20 protein-coding genes are annotated in these 18,333 nt (G+C 60.3%); 6 read left to right on the top strand and 14 right to left on the bottom strand.

Features of this window, described 5'->3' with window-relative positions; genetic code table 11:
* Positions 1-344: 344 nt before the first annotated feature.
* The 9 genes from ACIPL2_RS34245 to ACIPL2_RS34205 form a co-directional block, all read right to left on the bottom strand.
* Positions 345-746, bottom strand: a complete 402-nt coding sequence (locus tag ACIPL2_RS34245; RefSeq protein ID WP_019578566.1) for a biopolymer transporter ExbD — start codon at positions 744-746, stop codon at positions 345-347.
* Position 747: 1 nt separating this feature from the next.
* Positions 748-1,473 (bottom strand): MotA/TolQ/ExbB proton channel family protein, encoded by a 726-nt coding sequence (locus ACIPL2_RS34240; protein WP_401365029.1) that lies wholly within the window; start codon positions 1,471-1,473, stop codon positions 748-750.
* Positions 1,474-1,557: 84 nt separating this feature from the next.
* Positions 1,558-2,370 (bottom strand): energy transducer TonB, encoded by an 813-nt coding sequence (locus ACIPL2_RS34235; RefSeq protein ID WP_401365026.1) that lies wholly within the window; start codon positions 2,368-2,370, stop codon positions 1,558-1,560.
* Positions 2,371-2,516: 146 nt separating this feature from the next.
* On the bottom strand, positions 2,517-5,267 hold the full coding sequence (gene metC / locus ACIPL2_RS34230; protein ID WP_401365023.1) for a cystathionine beta-lyase: 2,751 nt from the start codon (positions 5,265-5,267) through the stop codon (positions 2,517-2,519).
* 8 nt (positions 5,268-5,275) lie between these two features.
* On the bottom strand, positions 5,276-5,872 hold the full coding sequence (locus ACIPL2_RS34225) for a cysteine dioxygenase (RefSeq protein ID WP_401365020.1): 597 nt from the start codon (positions 5,870-5,872) through the stop codon (positions 5,276-5,278).
* Positions 5,873-5,889: 17 nt separating this feature from the next.
* Entirely contained in the window at positions 5,890-6,726 is an 837-nt protein-coding gene (locus tag ACIPL2_RS34220) for an amino acid ABC transporter ATP-binding protein (RefSeq protein WP_401365018.1), read from the bottom strand.
* On the bottom strand, positions 6,713-7,501 hold the full coding sequence (locus ACIPL2_RS34215; protein ID WP_401365015.1) for an amino acid ABC transporter permease: 789 nt from the start codon (positions 7,499-7,501) through the stop codon (positions 6,713-6,715). Before ACIPL2_RS34215 ends, ACIPL2_RS34220 begins: the two co-directional genes overlap by 14 nt.
* Complete coding sequence (locus ACIPL2_RS34210; RefSeq protein WP_401365012.1) at positions 7,491-8,225, bottom strand: amino acid ABC transporter permease; 735 nt, start codon at positions 8,223-8,225, stop codon at positions 7,491-7,493. Before ACIPL2_RS34210 ends, ACIPL2_RS34215 begins: the two co-directional genes overlap by 11 nt.
* A gap of 9 nt (positions 8,226-8,234) precedes the next feature.
* Entirely contained in the window at positions 8,235-9,077 is an 843-nt protein-coding gene (locus ACIPL2_RS34205) for a transporter substrate-binding domain-containing protein (RefSeq protein WP_401365009.1), read from the bottom strand.
* Positions 9,078-9,330: 253 nt separating this feature from the next.
* Between ACIPL2_RS34205 and ACIPL2_RS34200 the strand changes: the two genes are divergently transcribed.
* Both ACIPL2_RS34200 and ACIPL2_RS34195 read left to right on the top strand, forming a co-directional pair.
* Entirely contained in the window at positions 9,331-10,191 is an 861-nt protein-coding gene (locus tag ACIPL2_RS34200; RefSeq protein WP_401365005.1) for a LysR substrate-binding domain-containing protein, read from the top strand.
* A gap of 177 nt (positions 10,192-10,368) precedes the next feature.
* On the top strand, positions 10,369-10,797 hold the full coding sequence (locus ACIPL2_RS34195) for a nuclear transport factor 2 family protein (protein ID WP_401365002.1): 429 nt from the start codon (positions 10,369-10,371) through the stop codon (positions 10,795-10,797).
* A 46-nt stretch (positions 10,798-10,843) separates the two neighbouring features.
* Here ACIPL2_RS34195 and ACIPL2_RS34190 read toward each other — a convergent pair whose 3' ends face one another.
* Positions 10,844-11,893 carry a sterol desaturase family protein gene (locus tag ACIPL2_RS34190; RefSeq protein WP_401365000.1) on the bottom strand — a complete coding sequence of 350 codons (1,050 nt, stop codon included), beginning with the start codon at positions 11,891-11,893 and terminating at the stop codon, positions 10,844-10,846.
* 317 nt (positions 11,894-12,210) lie between these two features.
* Here ACIPL2_RS34190 and ACIPL2_RS34185 point away from each other — a divergent pair, with 317 nt between their 5' ends.
* Positions 12,211-12,630, top strand: coding sequence for an organic hydroperoxide resistance protein (locus ACIPL2_RS34185; protein ID WP_401364997.1), 420 nt, complete (start codon positions 12,211-12,213; stop codon positions 12,628-12,630).
* A gap of 141 nt (positions 12,631-12,771) precedes the next feature.
* Positions 12,772-13,278: a peptide-methionine (S)-S-oxide reductase MsrA gene (msrA, locus tag ACIPL2_RS34180; protein ID WP_401364994.1), complete on the top strand. Its 507-nt coding sequence runs from the start codon at positions 12,772-12,774 to the stop codon at positions 13,276-13,278.
* An 18-nt stretch (positions 13,279-13,296) separates the two neighbouring features.
* Here msrA and map read toward each other — a convergent pair whose 3' ends face one another.
* The 4 genes from map to ACIPL2_RS34160 all read right to left on the bottom strand — a co-directional run bounded on the left by map (position 13,297) and on the right by ACIPL2_RS34160 (position 15,869).
* The gene (gene map / locus ACIPL2_RS34175; RefSeq protein WP_401364991.1) at positions 13,297-14,088 is read right to left on the bottom strand and encodes a type I methionyl aminopeptidase; all 792 of its coding nucleotides are present in this window, start codon (positions 14,086-14,088) and stop codon (positions 13,297-13,299) included.
* The gene (locus ACIPL2_RS34170) at positions 14,085-14,351 is read right to left on the bottom strand and encodes a hypothetical protein (RefSeq protein WP_401364989.1); all 267 of its coding nucleotides are present in this window, start codon (positions 14,349-14,351) and stop codon (positions 14,085-14,087) included. Before ACIPL2_RS34170 ends, map begins: the two co-directional genes overlap by 4 nt.
* Before the next feature lie 409 nt (positions 14,352-14,760).
* Positions 14,761-15,198 (bottom strand): cupin domain-containing protein, encoded by a 438-nt coding sequence (locus tag ACIPL2_RS34165; protein WP_401364986.1) that lies wholly within the window; start codon positions 15,196-15,198, stop codon positions 14,761-14,763.
* Between the two features lie 143 nt (positions 15,199-15,341).
* A complete protein-coding gene (locus tag ACIPL2_RS34160; protein WP_401364983.1) occupies positions 15,342-15,869 on the bottom strand; it encodes a winged helix-turn-helix transcriptional regulator in 528 nt (175 codons plus the stop codon).
* Between the two features lie 99 nt (positions 15,870-15,968).
* Here ACIPL2_RS34160 and ACIPL2_RS34155 point away from each other — a divergent pair, with 99 nt between their 5' ends.
* Both ACIPL2_RS34155 and ACIPL2_RS34150 read left to right on the top strand, forming a co-directional pair.
* Positions 15,969-16,598: an isochorismatase family cysteine hydrolase gene (locus ACIPL2_RS34155; protein WP_401364980.1), complete on the top strand. Its 630-nt coding sequence runs from the start codon at positions 15,969-15,971 to the stop codon at positions 16,596-16,598.
* Positions 16,599-16,604: 6 nt separating this feature from the next.
* Positions 16,605-18,170 (top strand): aldehyde dehydrogenase (NADP(+)), encoded by a 1,566-nt coding sequence (locus ACIPL2_RS34150; protein WP_401364978.1) that lies wholly within the window; start codon positions 16,605-16,607, stop codon positions 18,168-18,170.
* Positions 18,171-18,333: the final 163 nt, after the last annotated feature.

The raw sequence follows: 18,333 nt of genomic DNA, 5'->3' as shown, positions 1-18,333 counted from the left end.
GAGGCGAATTCTACAGCGTTACTCGCTGCTGTCAACACCTCTTTTCCGCTGCTTTCGACCGAGAAGATCGAATCGTTGATAAGGCGACAACACACATCCCTTTCAACGCCTTCCAGGCTTCGATGAACTGAAGCAACCTGCTGCCGAAAACCGCGTAACTCTTTGTTTACCAAGGAGTTTCCCGTTTCGACTGCGCCGGAAGTGGGGCGAATTATAGACACTCAGGATTTGCCGTCAATCCTTAATTACTCTTTTCTATCAGCAACCTGCAAATAGCCGAAAAACTGCCCATTTCCTTCTATATAGAACAGCAAATCACGCCCCTCTATATAGAAGAACCCGCCTCACTTCGCGGTAATCACCGACAACTTGGTAATCCCCGCCCGCTCGATCGAGGCCATGGCCCGCGCCACTTCGCCATAATTCACTCCATTGTCCGCCTGCAGTTGCACACGGACGTCGGGGTTTTTCGCTTTGGCCGCCTGCAGGTTGAATTCCAGCAGGTCGGCCTGGATTTCATCCTTGTTGATGAACACCTTGCCCTTGTCGTCGATGCTCACCACCAGCGGATCTTTCTGCTCCACCGGCGCCACCGATTCGGTCTTCGGCAGGTTGATCGGGATCGCGTTGGTCAGCAGCGGCGCGGTGACGATGAACACCACCAGCAGCACCAACATGACGTCCACCAAAGGCGTGACGTTGATCTCGCTGAGCACTTCATCGCTGTCTTGTGTGGAGAAGGCCATGTCAGGACGCCTCCTTGATTTTCTGCCCGGCGACCGTCGCTGCGGACTTGCTCAGCACCGGATGCAGCAGTACGCGGAACGCGTTTTTCTGCGCCAGGCTGTAGAAGTCGTGGGCGAAATCATCGAGGTCGGCGGCGGTCAGTTTCAGTCGACGCAGGAAGTAGTTGTAGACCAGCACCGCCGGCACCGCGACGGCAATGCCGACGCCCGTCGCGACGAGGGCGGCACCGATCGGCCCGGCCACGGTTTCCAGGCTCGCCGAGCCCGCCGCGCTGATCCCTTTCAAGGCCGACATGATGCCCCAGACGGTGCCGAACAGGCCGATGAAGGGCGAGGTGCTGCCGATACTGGCGAGGATCGCCAGGCCGCTTTCCAGCGAACGGCGTTCACGCACGATCTGCTGGCGCAAGGCGCGCTCGAGGCGGTCCTGGTGGTTGATGGCCTGGCTCAAGTCGGTAGCCTGAGCGTCTTCCGGCACCTGGATCGCGGCGTAACCGGCCAGGGCGACACGCGCGGCGGCGCCCGGCTGGCTATGGGCCAATTCAGCGGCGGAATCGAGGCTGGAGGCAGCCCAGAAGTGTTTATGAAATTTGCGGTCCTGGGTCTTCAGGCGGGTGAACTGCACGCCCTTCAGCAAGGCCAGGCCCCAGGTGGCCACGGAAAAAAGGATCAACAGCCAGATGACGGTGTGTTCGATGGATTCGAAAGGGGATGCAATCAGGTTCATGGTCAGGCTCTCCAACAAGGCATTAATCGGTTGTAGCGATGCGCCTTTTGTCAGGTGGCCCGCGGTGTAAATCGGTAGGTTGAGTTACTTGATTTTGAAATCGATCGGCACGCTGACCCAGCCGTCCTGGGCGACATCGCCCTGCTTGGCCGGGACGAAAGTCCAGCGCTTGACCGCCGCCAATGCGGCGTCGTCGAGCTGGTCGCGGCCACTGCTCTTCTGAATCTGGATCTCACCGGGTTTGCCGCTGGCCAGGACATGCACCCGCAGCAACACCGTGCCTTCCCAGCCACGGCGCATCGCCAGCGACGGGTATTCCGGTGCCGGATTCTTCAGGTACCCGGCGCTAGCCGACGCCGGCGTAACCGGTTTCGGCGCGGGCGGTGCCGCAGGCGCTGGCGCCGCGACCGGTTGTGGCGGCGCAGGTGGCGCGGGTGGCTGCTCCATCGGCTTGGCCACGGGTTTGGGCACTGGCTTGACCACGGGCTTGGGTTTGGGGACAGGTTTGGGTGGCGGTGGCTTCACCGCCAACTCATCTTCAACCGGCGGTGGCGGTTCGACCACGGGCTGTGGAATCGGCTCGGGCGGTGGCGGCTGCACCACCGGCGGCGCCGGCTGCGAGAACTCGATGGTCATCGGCGGAATCTCCGGTGGCACCACCGGCAGTGCCAGCGGCGGGTTCTGGTTGACCCAGACGATCACCGCGCCATGCAGCACCAGCGCAAACACCCCGAGCAGGACGCCTTCGCGGCGACTCAGCACGCGTTTGGGCGTGCTGTGCAGTCGCGACGCCGCCAAGGGCTGCCGAAAGATCCGGCCAAGGTCGAGCAGTTCGCCGCCGGGCGCCGGGTGCCGGAACACCTCGAAGGCACTGTTGGCGCTCTGGACATTGCCCATTCATTAACTCCTGTAGACCTTTGGATTTATCTGCCTACGGGCATAATCAACGAAAGTTTTTATCTCATAAAAGAATATTTAATTATCCAGACATGCAATTTTTGCATAACAAGATTCACACCAACCGCTAAGCGAAAGAGCCAGGCCTAGGATGCCGCCGCGAATCCCCGCTGCAAATCCTCAATCAACGCCTCGGCATCCTCGAGCCCGATGTGCAACCGCAGTACCGGATTCAGTGCGCGATCGGCGTCGCTGTGACGATCCGTTGTGTCAGCCACCGTGATCAGGCTTTCGTAGCCGCCCCAGGAAGCCCCCAGACCAAACAACTGCAGCGCATCGATAAATTGCTCGACATAAGTGGCGCTTGCATCGTGCAGCTCGAAGGACAGCAGGCCGTTGCTGCCATTGAAATCCCGTTGCCACAGGGCGTGACCGGGATGATCGGGCAAGGCCGGATGGAAAACCCGCTTCACCTGCGGTTGTGCTTGCAACCAATGCGCGACTTCCAGCGCCTGGCGTTCGTGAACCTCCAGGCGTGGCGCCAAGGTACGTGCGCCGCGCAGCACCAGATAGGCATCGTCCGGGCTGACGGTGCTGCCGAAGGTGTCGCTCATGGCGGCCAGTGCCGGCCAGACGTCTTCCCGCGTGCAGACGCTGCCCATCACCACGTCGCTGTGACCGCACAGGTATTTGGTCAACGCCATGATCGAGATGTCCGCCCCCAACGCCAGCGGCCGATACAGATAGCCCGACCCCCAGGTGTTGTCCACCGCCAGCAAGATGCCCCGTGGCTTGCAGAGCGCGGCGATGGCCGGCAAGTCGCAAAGCTCGTACAGCAACGAACCGGGCACTTCGGTGTAGACCATTTTGGTATTGGCTTGCAGCTGTGCTTGCAGGCCGCGGCCGTCCGCCGCGAAGTAGCCGACCTGGATGCCGAACGGCTCAAGAAACTCCTTGGCCAGGCGTCGCACCGGCGAATAAACAGCATCGGTGATCAGCACATGATCGCCGGGGCGCAGGTAGGCCAGGAACGTCTGCGCGACCGCCGCCAACCCGGTGCCGAACAAGCGAGTGCGAAAACCGCCCTCCAGTTCGGTGACCAGGTCTTCGAGGGCGAAGGCTGTCGGGTTGCCTCGGGCGCCATAGCTCAGGACCCGTTCGCTGTCGCGACGGGAACGGGCGTCGCGCATCTGCGCAAGGTTGTCGAACAGTACAGTGCTCAAGCGGGTGACCGGCACGTTGACGGACCGACCGCCACCGCCCCTTTCGGTACGCGCCGAATGGATCAGGCGAGTACGAACCCGCGCATCATTCGTTGCTTGTGGTTGCAGTGGTTTGAGACTGGCCATTTCGTCCTCGCTCATTTGCGCCAGCAAGCCGATTTCCCAGGCCAGGTACTGACGCGCCGCATCTTTGTTACCGGAATGACGATCATGGGTGAAGAACAGAAAATCAATGCACTGTGGATCCGGCGGCGTAAGGGCGTTCTCTTGCACGGCAAAACCCGCCGCGCGCCAGGCGCCGAGACCACCGTCCAGCAGCCTGGTTTGCGCACGTTGAGCGTCGGACAATTCCAGCGCGGCAACAGCGGCCAGCTGCGGGTCATCGGCCAGCAACACCAAAGGCCGCTGTTCACCGGCAACCTCGGCCGCCAATCTCGAACGGATCGACCAACGCGAACCGGCGATATGACCTTTGCGATAGACCATGCTCGGACGCAGATCAACCAGCACAACCGCATCATCTTTCAACGCATCGGCCAGCGCCTGTGCGGTGATCAACGGCAACGCCTCGTCAGCGGCAACCTCAAGCGCGGGTAACGCCAACCCGCTGCTCACCCCACCCGCCAGCGCATAAGCCTCATGACCCAATTGCCGCAGCCAACTGGCAATGATCGGCGCCCGCACGCCATCACTGTCGATCAGCACCAACCGCGCCCGACGCACGCCGACATACAGATCGGTGGATTGAATCAACTGCCCGCCCGGCGTGTGTTGAGCGCCCGGCAGACTGCCCTCGGCAAATTCCTCGGCGGTGCGCACATCGCAGAGGAACAGGCTGCGCCCCGCTTCCCTGCTCCACTGTTCAACCTGAGTGGCTTGAACGGTTTCCACCCCAGCCCGCTCCGCCAGATGCGCGGCGGCGAGACGCTGAGCGGGCAAGGTCTTCGATGACACCTCGTCGGCATAGCGTCGGGTGCTGCCATGCTCTAACTGGAAGTCTTCCAGGTACCAGCCCTGAGTGCCGTTTTCCAAGGCGTACACCGGGTTCTTAAGACCAAGATTGATCAACGTCTGCGCGCCGATGATGCTGCGGGTGCGGCCGGCGCAATTGACCACGATCGGCGTGCGCTCGTCCGGCACCAGATCGTGCACGCGATAGCCCAACTCGCCGTTAGGGCAGCACACAGAACCGGGAATGGTCATCTTGCGGTATTCATCGAACGGCCGACCGTCCAGCACCACCAATGGCTCACCCCGGGCCTGCCATTCGGCCAGTTGCTGCGCGGTGACGTGAGGCGTGTGACTGGCCTCCTCGACCAATTCGCCAAAGGCCTTGGAAGGCACATGCACACCGGCGAACAGCTGAAAACCAGCCGCCTTCCAGCCATCGGCACCACCGACCAGCACATGCACGTTGTCATAGCCCAATGCGTGTAAACGCTGTGCGGAGCGCGCCGCGACTACCCCGCCATTCTGGTCATAAATCACCAGCCGCACCTGAGGATTCGGCGCCAGGCGTCGGACCTCCAACTCCAGTCGGCTATAAGGCAGATTCACCCCGAAAAACAGGTGCGCCTCGCCATATTGGCCGTGTTCGCGCACATCAAACAGGGCAATTTCATGCGCGTCGAACAGCCACTGTTGCAGTTGCCTTGGGGTTACGGTCTGGCTCATGGAATCGATCATGCGTAGGCCTTGATCGACGGCGCCATTTGCGAGGCGTTGTAGTTGAGAATGCGCCCGTCGGCCTCGACGCCGTATCGGCCGTTGAGGGATTCCAGCGGCAAACCGTAGAGATGAAAATGCAAGGTCGCCTGCTCGCCTTCGACACGAATGCCGTGCAGGTCTTCACCCAGAAACGAGATCGACGTGCCGGGCTGCACGATCACTTCCTTTTCCAGGTGCAAGGTGGTGAAGCCCGGCTCGCGACCTTCATCATCACGGGCATAGACGTAGTTGATTTCCTGGCCTTCGACCGCGCTGATGATGGCCCAGGTTTCGTGGTTGTGCGCGATGGTACTTTTGCCCGGCAACAGCGAATTCAGGTACAGCGTCGGCGTATCGCCGTCGTCATTGAGCCGATAGCGAAACGCCGTGCTGCCCTGCCCCGGCACCGGTGCCGGGAACTCGTCGAAGTTGAACAGATCACGGCGCTCGGCCAGGTTTTCCAGCAGGGCAACGATTTGCACCAGCGCGGCGCGGTCGACGCCCCGTTGATTGATGACGCGGATTTTCTTCAGGAAATCCTCAATGACAGCGGCACGGTTAACGGTACTCATGAACAGGCTCCTCAGTATTAGACGGACAGGCTGTAGCGACCCAGGTTGGTCAGCAGATAAGGATCGTTTGCAACGGCAGGACGGCGCCCCGGATCACCCAAGGCATGACGCAGGAATGCCTGAGTGCGCTCGCTGGTCGGGCGTTGGAAAATGTGTTCGGCGCTGCCGTGCTCGACGATCACGCCGTTCTCGGTGAAGTAGACGATGTCGCTGATCTCTTCGGCGAAACGCATCTCGTGGGTCACCAACACGCACGTCATGCCCTCTTCAGTCAGCTCGCGAATCACCGTCAGCACTTCGCCGACGGTTTCCGGATCGAGGGCCGAGGTCACTTCATCGAACAGAATCAGTTCCGGACGCATGGCCAGCGCCCGGGCAATCGCCACCCGCTGTTGCTGGCCACCGGACAGCTGCCCCGGATAGGCATCGGCCTTGTGCTCCATTCGCACCTTGGCCAGCAGCGCCCGTGCGTCTTTTTCGGCATCGACGCGGTTGCGACCCAACACCTTGCGCGGCGCAATCACCAGGTTTTCCAGCACCGACAAATGCGGGAACAGGTTGTACTGCTGGAACACGAACCCCACACGCTTGCGCAACTCGATGCGCTGCGCTTCCTTGGCCAGTGAGTGAACCTCGGTCGAGCCGACGCGAATGCTCCCGCGCTGAGGCTGCAACAGGCCGGTGATGCAACGCAGGAGGGTCGACTTGCCCGAGCCGGACGGGCCGATGATCGACACGGCCTGGCCACGATACACGTCGAGGTCAATGCCCTTGAGTACCGGATTGCTGCCGAAGGACAAGTGCAGATCGCGCAGGCTGACCAAGGGCTCGGCGACGGTTTCAGTAGAAGGCATAACGTCGCTCCAGGCGTTGAGTGAGTCGGGAAATCGGATAGCAGTAAGCAAAAAACAGCACCAGCAAACTCAGGTAAATCACCACGGTGAAGCCGGTCATGTTCACGGTGTTGCTGGCGATTTGCGCGGTGTCGATCACGTCATGCACACCCACCAGGGACGCCAGCGCAGTGCCCATGGTGATCACCGCATACAGATTCATCCACGGCGGCAACATGCGCTTGAAGCACTGCGGCAGGATGATCGAACGGAAGATCTGCCCGCGCGTGAAGGCCAGGGAGCGTGCGGCTTCCCACTGGGTACCGGGAATGGAAGCGATGGCGCCACGGAAGATTTCCGCGACGTTGGCACTGGCCGGCAGGGCCAGGCCGATGGTGACCTTGACCCAGTCCGGGAACGAAACGTAAGCGCTGCCGATGTGGACCTCGAACGGGAACACGTAGGTGGTGAAATAGATCAGCACCAGCCACGGCGCATTGCGGAAAACCTGTACCCAAATCTGCGCGGGCCAACGCAACAGCCGCAGGGGCGACACGACCAACGCCCCCACCAACAAGCCCAACAACGAACCCAAGCCGATCGCTAACAGGCTGATCAGGATATTCTGGCCAAAGCCTGCGGCCAACGCTGGCGACCATTGCAACAAGGCCTTCAAAACCGGGCTATGAGGGGCGAAGTACAGCAATCCAAGCACGACGCACACCAACATCAGTAACTTGCCGACAGGCCGGCGCGGCCCGGCCAGCGGTGTGCTGACGGACGATTCAATGGCCATAACCAGGCATCCTCAGGCGTGCTTCCAGCAAGCGCCCCACACAATTGACGATAAAACTCAGCAGGCCGAAAAAGCTCAGGATCAGGATCATCAGCTCCAGTACGTTATCGCTCTGGGTCCAGATCATGATCGCGGCGTAGGTGATATCTCCCACGGCAATGGCCGAGGCCACGGCGGTCATTTTCACCAGGTCGATCAGGTTGTTGATCAGCGATGGCAAGGCAAAACGCAGGGCCAGCGGCAGTTGCACATTCCACAACAACTGGCGACTGCTGAAGGCCAGCGAACTGGCGGCCTCAAGGGTCACCGCCGGCACCGCCTCGATGCCGGCGCGCAAGGCTTCGGCATGGAACGCGCCCTTGTGCAGCGAGATCACAATCACCACCCAGGCGAACGGGGTCAGCGGATTGGCCGTGCCGACGGCTTGGGTCAGCAGCATGTTCAACACCAGGAACGCGCAATACAGTTGCACCAGCGTCGGCGTGTTGCGCGTGACTTCGACGAACACCCGCGCGGGTTTGGCCAGCCAGGGTTGACCCGACGTCAGCATCGCCGCCAGCCCGACACCCGCCAGCAGGCTGCCGACGATGGTCAACAGGCACAGCAACACCGTGGTCAGCGCGCCCTGCTCCAAGGTCCCGCGCTGATAGGCGTCCAACAGAAAGCTGTAGTTCAGGCCAACCCTGGCGGTCCAGTGGACGAAATTCTCCAGCCAATCACTCATGCGTCGCCCTCAGGCACCGTTGGCCCGGAACTGTTTTTGCAGCTCCACCAAGGCCGGTGATGCGGGAGTGATGCGATTGCGGGTCTGCGCCTCGATCAGCCAGCCGCTGCGATGCAGTTCCTTGATGATCGGGTCGAGCCGCGCTTGAGTATCGCTTTCACCACGGCGGGTCCAGATCACTGACGGGGCCGGATTGAGTTCCGGGCTGAGCGCGCGATAGCCCTGCCATTCAGCGGTGTCGGCGATCAGCGGATTGATCAGCGTAGCGTCATGCACCGCGGCGACGCAGTTGTTGCCACGCAGCGCCAGCAAGGATTCCGACGAACTCTTGAACGCCTTGATCTCGGCGCCCAACTCGGTGAGTGGCTTGACGTAGCTGCTGCCCTGGGAGGTGCAGACCGATTGGCCTTTCAGGTCTTCCCAGCGGCTGATCTTGCTGTCCTTGAGCACCGCTGCGGTGCCACCGACACGGTAGAACGGCGTCGGCACAAAACCGAGGATCTCGCCGCGGTCGGCGGTCCATTCCATGTTGGCGATCAGTAAATCTACCTTGCCCTGCTGCAGAAACTGCACGCGGTTGGCGGGCAACACCGGCACCAGTTGCACCTCGGCGCCCAGTTGCCGACCCAATTCCTCAGCGAGATCGACATTCAAACCACGGGGTTTCTGTGTGGTGGGATCAATGCCGCCAAAGGGGCCGCCGGACAACAACACGCCGACGACCAGCACATGGCGTTGCTGGATTTTGTCCAGGGTGGCATCCGCTTGAGCGCTGGTCATTGCAACCATCGAGATCAAGGCCCCCAACATGACAGGCAACAATCGTTTAACCGGCGAGCGCTCGAGCAACATGGATTTCCCCCTTCAAGAATGATCGGCGTACCCCGACCTGATGTGTGGGCATCCTAGGTACAGTCCTGAAGTAACGGAAATTCAAATATCTAATATCGTTATAACTTACAGTATCAAAATTGACAGCAAGTCTTCGCAAAGCCCATTTTTACTGGCGATCTTTTCATAATCACTAAATGAGCACCTAGAACACATAAAGATCTGTAATATTTATGTTTGCAGCCCTGATATAAAAACAACGCCGGGAATGGCCATGTCGACCTCATCCACCCTCGATCTCGAATTACTGCGCACCTTCATCGCCGTGGTGGATCACCACAGTTTTGCCGAGGCCGGCGCGCAACTGGCCCGTACGCAGTCGTCGGTCACCCAGCACATGCAACGCCTGGAACAACTCGTCGGGGTGAACCTGTTCGAGAAGCGCGGGCGGCAAAAGCAACTCACCGAAGCCGGGTTGCAGTTACTGCGGCACGCACGGCAGATGCTCTCGCTCAACGACGACGCCCTGAACTCCCTGCGTGAAAGCAGCTTGAGCGGCGTGTTGCGCATCGGTTCGCCCCATGACATCGCCGACACCATCCTGCCGCCGATCCTCAGCCACATTGCCCGCTCGGCACCGCGTTTGCGCCTGGAGATCGACGTCGGCCGCAGCCCGTTCCTGATGGACGACCTGCACCGTGGCAAGGTCGACATGGTGATCTCCACGCGTGCAGACCCCAGCCTCGAAGGCTTTGCCTTGCGCACCTCGCCGGTGTGGTGGATCTGTTCGGCGCAGTACATTCATACCCCCGGCGAGCCGTTGCCGCTGATCCTGGTGGACGAACCCAGCATCTATCGCCGCTACGCGCTGGAGGCTCTGGAACGCGCCAACATTCCTTGGCGCCAGGCGTATCTGGCGTCGAATCTGATCGGCATCAAAGCGGCGACTCGCGCCGGCCTGGGCGTCACGCCACGAAGCATGGAAATGCTCGGCCCGGACATGCGCGTGCTGGGCGAGAACGATGGCTTGCCACGGTTGCCGGACGTGACCTACCACTTGTGGATTCGCCCCAACACCGTGAACCCGCTGGTGCGTCGGGCCTATGAATTGATCAGGAGCAGTCGGGGCCTCTGATCGAAAAAGCCCGGCACGGAAAATCCCTACCGGGCTTTTTTGCGTCATTTTTATCGCGCGGATCACGTTCGACCCTGTTGATTCTGTTGTGTCTGTGGGCCGATGATGCGGCGGAGCCCTTTATCGGCGCTCTCGACACACCGCCTCGCAGAAAAACAAAAAATACAGGAGTTGATCATGTCCGAACTGAAACTGCACCCCAACGCCGCAGCGTCCTTGAGCCAGTGGCACGCGATGATCAGTAAAGGCGACTTGCAGGCCTTGCCCGAGTTGCTGGACCCACAGGCCGTCTTCCGCTCACCGATGGCTCACACGCCTTACCCCGGTGCAGCCGTGGTGTCGAAGATTCTCAACACGGTCATCGAGGTGTTTGAAGATTTTGTTTACCACCGGGAATTGGCTTCAGCAGACGGGCTGAGCGTCGTCCTGGAATTCAGCGCCAATGTCAGCGGAAAAGCATTAAAGGGCATCGACATGATCCGCTTCAACGAACACGGAAAAATCGTCGAGTTTGAAGTGATGGTCCGTCCCTTGAGTGGTTTACAAGCCTTGGGCGAGCAAATGGGACAACGTCTTGGTGCGTACCTGGCGGCCAGTAAAGCCTGATCACGGGGCATCGTTTCAGGCAAGGCGCAGCAGCACGCACCTCGCTTCAATCGATGTCGGTGCCTGTGTTGCGTTCGGAGAGACGCGACAGCAAATCCATGGCACGCCTGACGGGGATTTTCCCGGCAATCTCCACAAAGGGCCTGACGATCAGGCTGTAGACCGTCAGGTAACGCTCGTGATCCTCCCTGCCAATGCCGAACCGGATGAGTTCGGGCTTCGAATGGGTGAGGTACAGCGTACCGAACATCCAGTCCCAGAGAGACAGGTTGATCCCGAAGTTCCTGTTGAAGTGTCGCGGCGCGTCACTGTGGTGAATCTGGTGCTGGGCGGGGCTGTTCAGCACATGCTCGACCACAGGGCCGAATGAAAGCCAGACATGGCTATGACGCAGGTTGGCCGCCAATGCGTTGAGGATCAACACCACATAGGTCACGCCGAACAGGGTGTACGGGCTGATCTTCCCGCCACAGGCATACCAGAAGACCCCGGCATAGGCGCCGACGCATACGGTGTCAGTCAGTTTTTCGACGATCTTTTCCACAAAGTGAACCCGGCTTGCCGTCGCTGGCACCAGCACGGGTGCCGAATGATGGACTTTGTGGAACGCCCAGAGATACCGGGAATGAAAGGCGCGGTGGGCCCAGTAATGGATGAAGTCCTTGACAACAAACACACCCAGGCCATAGAGCAAGCAGAGCGGCAGGTTCTGCGCCACTTGCGTGCGGGCGCCCCAAAGGTGGGTGAAAAAGCTGATGTAGTCCCCGGAGCGCAGGACATGTGGATCAACCAGGCCGACGATGGGCAGCACCAGCGCAACTTTGAGGATGCCCCGAACGAAGTAGTAGCGGTAATCCAGCAACGCCGAACGATGGAAATAGACCCGGCTGCCACCAATGAACTGCCAGAAAGACTGAGCGTCGGTCAGCCCGCGAGCCTGCCGGTATCGGAACAGGCCGTAGGCGACGCAGTAGGACGTAAAGAGAAAAACCACGCTGAAGCGACCGTTCAGGTCGAAGATACCCAGAAACTGGTCCGTGACCGGCTGGATAACCCACTTGATCAGGCAGTCATGGAAAAGCGCGAGAACGTCCACAAGAGACAGCACTCCGACAAAGGTGGGGCATTGTAGATCAGAACCGGAGGGTGGTGTTCGCGCGGCGAATTGTATCGCTGTGTATTTTTGCGGGTGATCGTACACAGCGTTACACAACCGCCGGATCAGGACACACAGGCACTACATGAAGGTGAAAAAGTAGGCACGTCGCTGCCTTGTAGGAGCGAGCTCGCTCGCGATGGACGTTAACAATAACGCGTGTTGGCTGGATTAACGCGTCGCTCTCAGCTTCATCGCGAGCGAGCTCGCTCCTACAGGATTGGCATCGTTCTTAAACCTTTTAGCAGGAGCCCGTCATGATCAATAAAATCGATACCGTGTTGTACACCGGAAAAACCCACACCACCGGCGGCCGTGACGGCGCGTCGCGTAGCTCCGATGGTCGTCTGGAGATCAAGCTTTCCCCTCCCGGCTCGTCGGGCAGTGGCACCAACCCCGAACAGCTGTTGGCGGCCGGCTGGTCGGCCTGCTTCATCGGCGCCATGGGCAAGGCGGCTGCCGCGATGAAAGTGACCCTGCCGAGCAACCTCGCGGTCGATGCCGAAGTGGACCTGGGCAAGACCGAAGACGCCTTCTTCCTCCAGGCGCGCCTCAATGTCAGCCTTCCGGGCCTGGACCCTGCCGTTGCACGAACCGTGGTCGACGACGCACACCTGCGTTGCCCGTACTCCAAGGCGCTGAGTGGCAACATCGACATCACGATCAATCTGGTTTGACCGGAGCTGCCCGCCGGCGCAGCCTGTCTTGCCGGCAGTCATCCGAAACAGGGCGCATCCAAACGTTCATGAGATCATCATGAGCAAGATCGATACCTGGCTCACTCAATGGGCACGTTCACTGATAGGAAGGACCGTATTATGACGACACGAACTGAAACGGCCATTCTGGCCGGCGGCTGCTTTTGGGGTATGCAGGATCTGATCAGGCGCCAGCCCGGCGTGCTGTCCACGCGGGTGGGCTACACCGGCGGCGATGTGCCGAACGCAACGTACCGCAACCACGGCACGCATGCGGAAGCGATCGAGATCGTGTTCGATCCGGAGCAAACCAGCTATCGCCGGATCCTCGAGTTTTTCTTCCAGATCCACGACCCGACGACGAAAAATCGCCAGGGCAACGACATTGGTTTGAGCTACCGCTCGGCGCTCTTCTATCTCGACGATGAGCAGAAGCGCGTAGCCGAGGACACCGTGGCCGACGCAGATGCCTCCGGCCTGTGGCCCGACAAGGTCGTGACTGAGATCAGCGCCGCCGGCCCGTTCTGGGAGGCAGAGCCTGAGCACCAGGATTACCTCGAACACTACCCCAACGGTTACACCTGCCACTTCATCCGGCCCGACTGGAAACTACCCAAACGCGCGTGACGGTGTCTGGCACTGCACCTAAACGATGGCGGGATACTCATCGACACTGTCCGGCCAGGGCGTCAACACCTGGAAGCCGTCGTCAGTGACCGCCACCATGTGCTCCCACTGGGCCGAGAGTGAATGATCCTTGGTGACGACCGTCCAGCCGTCACTGAGGGTTTTCACGTGGCGTTTGCCGGCGTTGAGCATTGGCTCGATGGTGAAGATCATGCCGGTTTTCAGCTGAAGGCCCTGGCCCGGATAGCCGTAATGCAGGACCTGCGGTTCGTCGTGATACACCTTGCCGATACCGTGGCCGCAGTACTCGCGCACGACGCTGAAACCCTCCTTTTCGGCGGCACTCTGAATCGCATGACCAATGTCGCCCAACGTAGCGCCGGGGCGGACCACCCGGATGCCGGCACACATGGCGTCATAGGTGGTCTTGACCAGATGCCTGGCATCCGGCGACGGTTCGCCGACGAAGTACATGCGGCTGGTGTCGCCGTACCAACCGTCCTTGACCACGGCAATGTCGATGTTGACGATGTCGCCGTTCTCGAGCGGCCTGGCCGACGGAATGCCATGGCAGACCACCTGGTTGACGGACGCACACACGGTTTTCGGGAAGCCGTGATAACCGACATTGCCCGGAATGGCTTTCTGCACGTTGACGATATAGTCGTGGCAGATCCGGTCCAGTTCGTCGGTGGTGACCCCGGCCTTGACGTGGGGCGTGATCATCGCCAGCACCTCGGCGGCCAACGTGCCCGCCACGCGCGACTGGGCGATGTGTTCCGGGGTGTTGATTTTGACGTTAGTCTTCATGGCTTGGCTCCCGAGACCGCATCAACGTCCGTGTGATGCGCAACCTCGGCGAGTGCGCACACCTGTTTAACATCAAGACCACCCGCCAGTTCGGCACGAATCAGCAAGCGGCAGATGTCGCTGTGGTCGAGGTTGGGGTGCAACTCCGTCAACATGCCGATGCGCATCCAGTGCTCGGCCTGGGCATTGATCGAGCGGCTCAGCGCATTGCTGGCGACACGCAGATTCTCGTGCATGTCTTCTGAAATTTTTACGATTCCCACAGACTCATCCAATATGAAATGCATATGAATCGTATATTAGTCGATAGCATGGTGAGATCGCAAATTGAGGGCATTAAAAAGCCCGCACAGGGCGGGCTCGGGGTTGTGAAAGTGAGTAGGTGGCCGGTGCTGGTCTCCGGCTTACAAGGTTTATCAGGCTTCTGACAGAACAGTTTTGTGCTGTCCTGCTTCACACGGCATAAGGGCTGGATCTCAGCGCGGAGATCTTTCTAACCGTGTACCCTTCGGAGCGCGCCCCACGCTTCCTCGCTATCCTCTTGCGCATCAGTCTGCGTCTTCACCTACAGGTTGAAGAATAGCAAAAGGCGCGGACTGCGGAAGGGGCTTTTTTAGAACGATTCCACCCAAGGGGAAACCCGGCAGGATGGAAAAACTCTATCGCCCTCGCTTACTTCTCCAGCACCACCAGCGGCGTGTCTTTCTTCACAATGTACGTGGCCAATTCCGCGCCGTTACCCGTGCCTATATTTTTCGCAACGTGCGCGGTGCCGGCGGGGATGTACAACGAATCGCCGGTTTTGAGCGTGACCGGTGGCTGCCCGTCGAGTTGGTACTCAAACGTACCCTCGATCACGAAAGCGACTTCTACCCCGGGATGGGAGTGCTTGGGCGATGTCACACCCGGTGCGAAATCAACGCGAACCTGAATGACCTCACGCCCGGCGACGTCCAGATCCTTGCGCAACAGATCGGTGCGGTGCAGCCCTGCCTGCCAGCCTTTGGTCTCTTGAGCCTGAGCGAGGCCGGCGAAGGCAGTGAGTGCCGCGGCAGTCGCCAGGGCGACGCCAAACACGCCAGCGGTCTTACGAATATTGATACGGGACATCGCATTTTCTCCAGTGAGTGCCGCGGATGCGGTGGTCCCCATTAGGAGGTCGCGGTGTATCGCGCACGTGTCCCGCAATGCACGGTTTTGTATGTGAAGGTAGCTACCGGCACGGTGGATACGTACCGATACAAAACTCGACGCTAGAGGTCTTGATCAATCGGGACCGCCCCGCGATGCCCCTTGAAAGCTTCACGTCGCGCCGCTCGCTCGGCGGCGTAGGCTGCGCTGGGCTTACTGATCAATTCGTCACGGCGCAACAGCTCGCCGCAATGTTCACAAAGCGGCCCAAGCCCCGCGGTGTGGCCACAGGTTTTGTGGGTGTAGACGACCGCCAAACCCTCCTCCTCCGACTTGCACCAGGTTTCGCCCCAGGCGCGTAAAGCGAGCACCACTGAATAGAACGCCTGCCCTTTCGCAGTCAGGTGGTACTCGTACCGCAGCGGCCGCTCGCGGTAGGGGCGACGTGCAACGAGCCCATCGCCTTCCATACTCTTCAAGCGTGCAGCAACCATTTGCGGGGTGCCGCCGGTCTGCGCCTGGATCTCATCAAAGCGATGACTGCCCATGAACAACTCGCGCAGTACCACCACAGTCCAGCGGTCGCCCACTACGGCCTCGGCCCGTGAAATCGGGCACAGGGTTTCAGCAGCTTTTTTGTTTTCCGACATCAGGAGTTGCCTCTTTCACACATACTATGATTATCATATCAACACGATGCCAAGGCAAGTCCACGGCACCGATCACCTAAAACTTGCGGAGAAAGTGCCATGCCAAACGCCAGCTATCCTCTCGATCGGACCGCCTATCTGCTGGTCGATCCCTACAACGATTTTCTCTCGGAGGGCGGCAAGGTCTATCCCTTGATCGAGCCCATCGCCAATCAGGTCGGCCTGCTCGACAATTTGCGCACCCTCGACCGCGCTGTCCGTGCCAGCGGCCTGCAGGTGGTTATCGTACCGCACCGCCGCTGGGAGAAAGGCGACTACGAAGGCTGGGATCATCCAAGCCCCACTCAGTGCAAGGTCATGCACATGCATCACTTCGCACGCGGTGAATGGGGCGGCGACTGGCACCCCGATTTCGCGCCCAAGGATGGCGACATCGTCGTTCAGGAACATTGGGGTTCGAGCGGGTTTGCCAACACCGACCTGGATTTTCGCCTCAAGCAAAAGAGCATCACTCACGTGATCATCGTGGGCCTGCTGGCCAATACTTGCATCGAAGCGACAGCCCGTTACGCCGTGGAACTCGGCTACCACGTCACGCTGGTGCGTGATGCGACCGCCGCCTTCAAACCGGAAATGATGCATTCCGCGCATGAGCTGAATGGCCCGACCTTCGCCCACGCGATTGTCACGACCGACGAACTCGTCGCGACTCTGGCACAGCAGGGGTAACGGACGATGAAATTGACTGGAAACCTGTTGATCGGCGCAAGCGATGTCCCTGGCACCGAAGGGACCCTGAAGGCGCTCAATCCCGCCACCCATCAACTGATCGAACCGGATTTCGCCTTGGGCGGCGTGGCCGATGTCGACCGGGCCGCGACACTCGCCGACGCGGCGTTTGATGATTACAGCCATACCTCGCTCGCACGACGCGCGACGTTTCTCGAGAGCATTGCCGACAATCTCGACGCGGTCCGCGAGGAGTTGGCCGCACGGGCTGCGCTGGAAACGGGTCTGCCTGAGGCGCAGCTTGAGGGCGAGGTGACCAGAGCCGCGACCCAGTTCCGCCAATTCGCCGAGGTCGTGCGCAAAGGGCGTTTTCTGCAATTGGCCATCGACCCGGCACAGCCTGATCGTCAGCCACGGCCGCGTATGGATCATCGGCTGCAGAAGATGGCTATCGGCCCGGTGGCTATTTTCGGCGCGAGCAACTTTCCGATTTCCTACTCGGTGGCGGGAGGTGACACCGCGTCGGCGCTGGCGGCAGGCGCGACCGTCATCCTCAAGGCCCACAACGCCCATCCCGGCGCTTCGGAAATTCAGGCGCAAGCCATTCGCAAGGCCGTGCAAGAGAACGAACTGCCTGAGGGGGTTTTCTCGATGGTGCGCGGTAGCGGCAACACGATCGGCGAAGCGCTGGTCGATCATCCCTTGGTCAAGGCTGTGACGTTCACCGGCTCGGAGCAAGGGGGCATGGCGCTGTATCGGCGTGCGCAGCAACGGCCCGACCCGATTCCGGTGTTTACCGAGATGACCAGCGTCAACCCCACGTTCATCCTGCCCCAGGCGCTGGCCGCGCGTGGCGCCCAGATCGGCGATGGTTTTGCCGAGCGCATGCTGGTCAATGTCGGGCAAGCCTGCCTCAAGCCGGCCATTCTGTTTGCGATCGAAGGGGATGGTTTTGAGGCGTTGCGCGCCGCGATGGTGAAGCGTGTGACCGAGGCATCGGCGCGCACGATGCTGACGCCAGGGATTCATGCGTCGTACCTCCGTGGTCTCGCCGGTATGGAGAATGCCGGTGCATATCGTGTTGCCGAAGGCTCGGCAGCGGCTGCGGATTTTGAGGGTCAATCGGCGTTGCTTGAGGTCGATGGTCGAGACTTTCTGAGGGACGCTGCGCTGGCTGAAGAAGTCTTCGGTCCGGCGGCGCTGCTGGTGAAGGTCGAAAGCGAGGATGAAATGCTCGCGGTGGCGCGCTCGCTGCGCGGCCAGCTCTCTGCGGCGATGCATCTTGAAGAGGCTGATATGGCGCTGGCGCAGCGTTTGCTGCCGGTTCTAGAGCGGCGCACCGGACGCATTGTCGTCAACGCATTTGCCCATCCGCAGGAGGTGACTTTTGCCACCGTTCACGGCGGGCCGTTTCCGGCAACGTCGGACAGCCGCTTTACTTCGGTGGGCATGACGTCGATTGAGCGCTTTTTGCGGCCGGTGGCTTATCAGGGGTTCCCTGATGCGCTGTTGCCTGAGGCGTTGCGTGAAGTAAATGCGTTGGGGTTGCCTCGGAGTTTGGAGGGTCGATAGGATTGGGATTGGGGGCATATCCGTTGCTGCGGTAATGGCGGCTATGGGTTCCGCCCTTACGGCGGGTCACTTGGAAAAGCCCCAAGTAACCAAGGGCTTTTGCCCCGCCATTCGGTGCCTCGCTTAGGCTCGGCATGCCCTCACTCCGGCATTGCTCCGGGGG

This window comes from Pseudomonas sp. NPDC086251 (assembly GCF_044746405.1).
GTDB lineage: Bacteria > Pseudomonadota > Gammaproteobacteria > Pseudomonadales > Pseudomonadaceae > Aquipseudomonas.
Note: the sequence above shows the minus strand (reverse complement) of the source record. Positions and strands in the feature narration are given on the sequence as shown.

Coding starts and splice junctions, on each gene's coding strand:
- ACIPL2_RS34245 (WP_019578566.1), bottom strand. CDS start 746: ATGGCCTTCTCCACACAAGACAGCGATGAAGTGCTCAGCGAGATCAAC.
- ACIPL2_RS34240 (WP_401365029.1), bottom strand. CDS start 1,473: ATGAACCTGATTGCATCCCCTTTCGAATCCATCGAACACACCGTCATC.
- ACIPL2_RS34235 (WP_401365026.1), bottom strand. CDS start 2,370: ATGGGCAATGTCCAGAGCGCCAACAGTGCCTTCGAGGTGTTCCGGCAC.
- metC (WP_401365023.1), bottom strand. CDS start 5,267: ATGAGCCAGACCGTAACCCCAAGGCAACTGCAACAGTGGCTGTTCGAC.
- ACIPL2_RS34225 (WP_401365020.1), bottom strand. CDS start 5,872: ATGAGTACCGTTAACCGTGCCGCTGTCATTGAGGATTTCCTGAAGAAA.
- ACIPL2_RS34220 (WP_401365018.1), bottom strand. CDS start 6,726: ATGCCTTCTACTGAAACCGTCGCCGAGCCCTTGGTCAGCCTGCGCGAT.
- ACIPL2_RS34215 (WP_401365015.1), bottom strand. CDS start 7,501: ATGGCCATTGAATCGTCCGTCAGCACACCGCTGGCCGGGCCGCGCCGG.
- ACIPL2_RS34210 (WP_401365012.1), bottom strand. CDS start 8,225: ATGAGTGATTGGCTGGAGAATTTCGTCCACTGGACCGCCAGGGTTGGC.
- ACIPL2_RS34205 (WP_401365009.1), bottom strand. CDS start 9,077: ATGTTGCTCGAGCGCTCGCCGGTTAAACGATTGTTGCCTGTCATGTTG.
- ACIPL2_RS34200 (WP_401365005.1), top strand. CDS start 9,331: ATGTCGACCTCATCCACCCTCGATCTCGAATTACTGCGCACCTTCATC.
- ACIPL2_RS34195 (WP_401365002.1), top strand. CDS start 10,369: ATGTCCGAACTGAAACTGCACCCCAACGCCGCAGCGTCCTTGAGCCAG.
- ACIPL2_RS34185 (WP_401364997.1), top strand. CDS start 12,211: ATGATCAATAAAATCGATACCGTGTTGTACACCGGAAAAACCCACACC.
- msrA (WP_401364994.1), top strand. CDS start 12,772: ATGACGACACGAACTGAAACGGCCATTCTGGCCGGCGGCTGCTTTTGG.
- map (WP_401364991.1), bottom strand. CDS start 14,088: ATGAAGACTAACGTCAAAATCAACACCCCGGAACACATCGCCCAGTCG.
- ACIPL2_RS34165 (WP_401364986.1), bottom strand. CDS start 15,198: ATGTCCCGTATCAATATTCGTAAGACCGCTGGCGTGTTTGGCGTCGCC.
- ACIPL2_RS34160 (WP_401364983.1), bottom strand. CDS start 15,869: ATGTCGGAAAACAAAAAAGCTGCTGAAACCCTGTGCCCGATTTCACGG.
- ACIPL2_RS34155 (WP_401364980.1), top strand. CDS start 15,969: ATGCCAAACGCCAGCTATCCTCTCGATCGGACCGCCTATCTGCTGGTC.
- ACIPL2_RS34150 (WP_401364978.1), top strand. CDS start 16,605: ATGAAATTGACTGGAAACCTGTTGATCGGCGCAAGCGATGTCCCTGGC.